This is a genomic window from Domibacillus robiginosus (assembly GCF_000966195.1).
GTDB lineage: Bacteria > Bacillota > Bacilli > Bacillales > Domibacillaceae > Domibacillus > Domibacillus robiginosus.
The window spans coordinates 1-3,413 of record NZ_LAHL01000102.1 but is presented as its reverse complement, the minus strand read 5'-3'; the positions used below and the strand labels follow the sequence as shown (position 1 = coordinate 3,413).

The following is a 3,413-nucleotide window of genomic DNA, read 5'->3' as shown; positions in this document are numbered from 1 at the left end:
TATCGGGGCTTATTTTTATCAATTGATATCTTCTCTACTTCAATAATATTCTTACTTTACAGCTCCAAGTGTTAAGCCTCGTACGATTCGTTTTTGTGCTAACCATCCAAGAACTAGTATTGGGAAAATAGCTAATAAAGAAATCCCTGATACTTGTGCCCAGAACAAGCCTTCGGACGTCATAAATGATGATAAATACACTGGCAGTGTTTGAGACTGTGGCCCGGACAGAACTGTCGCAAAGAAAAATTCATTATAATTTAAAATAATAGCCAAAATCGATGCCGTCGCGATTCCTGGTATAGACATTGGCAATATGATCCTTGTAAACGTTGTAAAATAAGATGCACCATCAATAGCAGCAGCTTCAATGATGGCAACTGGAATATCTAAAAAGAATGATCTCATGACTAAAACGATAATCGGCATACTCATTGCCATGTACATGATAAACAATCCCCACAGGGAGTTTAACATCTGCGTTTGAATTAAGATGATATAAAGAGGAATAACGATTCCTACTGCCGGCATAAATTTTGTCGATAAAATCCATCCAAATAATCGATCTTTTCTCTTGTACCATTTCAATTCTGCTAAGTAAAAAGCAAGCGGAAGGGCTAAAATGTTGACAACAATTACAGATAAAACAGAAACAACTAAGGAATTATTTAGATACAGCAAATATTGCCCGCTTCCAAAAGCGTTTATAATATTATCCATGATCGGTTGAAAGATAAATACTGGTGGGTAATTATAAGCTTGGCTCTCTGTTTTAAATGCATTCAATATAATCCAAAACACAGGAAAGAAAAAAAGCATTGCTACGCCATAAGTAAAAAGGTTTAATCCCCATTTTGCTGCTAGTTTCATGCCTCTTCTCCTTTCTTATTGAATATTCGAATAAGAACTGTCCCTATAACAAGCGTAACAAGGGAAGCTACTACCCCGCTGGCGCTTGCTGATCCGATACTGTATCCCTGAAAAGCTTCTTCATACACAAAGTACGATAGATTTGTTGTTGTTTGTCCGGGACCGCCTGCTGTAATCAATGCGATCTCTCCAAATAGCGGAAGAATCATAATAGCTCCCAAAAGAACACAAATAAAAATATATTGCTTAAGGAATGGAAGGACTATATAAATAAAGGTATACATACGACTAGCCCCATCTATGGCCGCCGCCTCCATCATTTCTTCAGGTAAAGATTCTAAAGCCGCGTGAAGAATTAACATCATAAACGGGGTCCAAGTCCAAGTAGCAACTAAAACAATTGTTAGTGTTGGATAGTTTCCTATAACATCTATTGGCGTCATTCCAAATAATTTAAATAGCGCTGCCAAAAATCCATAAGATGGATCCAAAATCATATTCTTCCATACAAGAGTGGTAACTGTGGTCATTACCAAGAACGGAGCAAATAACATGCTTCGTACTATACCTTTTCCAGGAAACTTTCTATGAAGCAAAATAGCTAACGCTAATCCCAAAACCAGGGACAAAATTAGTATGAGTACGGTCAGTTTTAGTGTAACAATAAACGCTTGTAAGAATTCGGTGTTTGTGAATAATGCTTTGTAATTTGCTAAACCTACAAACTCTTTTCCTCTTTTTGGATATTGAAGATTCCAATTTAATGTACTGTAATAAAGTGTTAGCACGAAGGGAACTTGTGTAACCAACGCAAGAAATCCAACACTTACATATACAAGCGGACGAGGGGTAATTTGCTTGTTTGATTTTTTTGCTGCTCTCTTCGAATGTATCTCTGACTTTAGCTTACCCGCTGTATTCTCCATTTGAATCCTCCTCGTTTTGATAATTATCGAATGGGACTATCCCAAATAACATTATTGGCGAGATCTAATCTCATAATTAGAAATTTAATTGTGGCAAGGAAGCTCCTATATGAACTTCCTTGCCAACAATTATTTATCCTCCCAGAAAAGGTCATTAATTAGTGATAAATTTATTTATAGTAACCCGCTTTCTCCATAACCTCCTCTGTTTTCTTCTGAGACTTTTCGAGGGCTTCATCTACTGTTTCCTTGCCAGTTAAAATAGAAGCAAAATTCTTTCCGAATTCTGAAGCAAACTCTGCATATTCAGGAATGTTAATTTGAGCAAGTCCTGAGTAAGGAACTTCATCCTTAGCTGGTTTGTTTATATCAGCCGTTTCAATAGACTCTCTTGTAAGTGTTGCCCAAGGAGCAATTTTCAAGTATTCCTCATTTTCATAAGTTGAATATCTTGTACCTGATGGAATAGATCCCAAACCTTTTTTCTCGGCAACTAAGTCGATATATTCCTTGCTTGTAGCCCATGTCATAAACTCAAAGGCTTCTTTTTTATGTTCAGAAGAACTGATCATTCCCAGTCCCCACGTATAGAGCCAATGGCTTCCATTCTCGGTTTCTTGAGTTGGTGCGAATGCATACCCTACTTTACCTACAACTTTTGATGACTCAGGATCGTTTAACATTCCAGCGGCAACAGTTGAGTGATACCACATAGCTGATTTACCTTGAGCCATTAAACCAAGCCCTTCATTAAACCCAATATTTGTAGCTCCCGGTGCCCCATAGTTTTTCACTAAATCAGTGTAAAAAGAAACCGCATTCTTAAATTCAGTAGATGTCAATTGTGGCTTCCAATCCATATCAAACCATCTTCCGCCAAATGAGTTGATGACCGTTAAAAGCGGAGCAAGCTGCCCGTACTGGGGTGTTCCATTTAAAGTAATACCATAGAAATCTTGTGGAGGATTATGGAACTGCTTAGCTAGCTCTTCAACCTGTGTCCATGTTGGATGTTCAGGCATTTCAAGCCCTTTTTCTTCAAATAAATCCTTTCTGTAAAAAAGCATATTACTTTCACCGTAGAATGGAAGCCCGTATAGTTCGTCTTTATAAGACAAGGCACCTGCGATTGGTTCAATAACATCATCTAACTCGTACTTTTCCTCAATTTCTGGATATTCTTCAAATAAAGGACCTAATGGTTCTAACCACTCATTCTTCGCCCAAGTACTTTGAACTTCATAAGGACCAACAGTAGCAATATCGTATTGTCCTGAACCGGTGGATGCATCAAGTGTTACTTTTTTTCTTAATTCATTATCAGGCAAAGCAATAAAATTAAGTTTGATATGCGGATGAGATTCTTCAAAAGAACTCGAGAGCTCTTGCATTGTTTCCATATCCGGGTTGTTTACAGTTGCAATGTTTAATGTTACTGGCTCTTCAGCTGTACCTTCGGTAGCAGAATTTCCTCCGGTACATCCAGCGAGAGAGAAAGTAAACATCAATGGCGCAACAACAGATAGGATTTTTTTGTTTTTTTTCATCTTAATGCCCCCTTAATGACTGTTTTTTGTTAATAATCTACATAAATCCGCGTGTTTTTGGATAGTATTG

Annotated in this window: 3 protein-coding genes; all 3 read right to left on the bottom strand. The window is 37.6% G+C overall.

Annotated features, from left to right (window positions below; genetic code table 11):
* Nucleotides 1-51: 51 nt before the first annotated feature.
* Nucleotides 52-870 (bottom strand): carbohydrate ABC transporter permease, encoded by an 819-nt coding sequence (locus VP97_RS23010; RefSeq protein WP_050184516.1) that lies wholly within the window; start codon nucleotides 868-870, stop codon nucleotides 52-54.
* Nucleotides 867-1,796, bottom strand: a complete 930-nt coding sequence (locus VP97_RS23005; RefSeq protein ID WP_050184515.1) for a carbohydrate ABC transporter permease — start codon at nucleotides 1,794-1,796, stop codon at nucleotides 867-869. The genes VP97_RS23010 and VP97_RS23005 overlap by 4 nt, the downstream gene beginning before the upstream one ends.
* Before the next feature lie 170 nt (nucleotides 1,797-1,966).
* Nucleotides 1,967-3,343 carry an ABC transporter substrate-binding protein gene (locus VP97_RS23000; protein ID WP_050184514.1) on the bottom strand — a complete coding sequence of 459 codons (1,377 nt, stop codon included), beginning with the start codon at nucleotides 3,341-3,343 and terminating at the stop codon, nucleotides 1,967-1,969.
* Nucleotides 3,344-3,413: the final 70 nt, after the last annotated feature.

Excerpts from the sequence above, each read along its gene's own strand:
- VP97_RS23005 (WP_050184515.1), bottom strand. The coding sequence starts at position 1,796 with ATGGAGAATACAGCGGGTAAGCTAAAGTCAGAGATACATTCGAAGAGA.
- VP97_RS23010 (WP_050184516.1), bottom strand. The coding sequence starts at position 870 with ATGAAACTAGCAGCAAAATGGGGATTAAACCTTTTTACTTATGGCGTA.
- VP97_RS23000 (WP_050184514.1), bottom strand. The coding sequence starts at position 3,343 with ATGAAAAAAAACAAAAAAATCCTATCTGTTGTTGCGCCATTGATGTTT.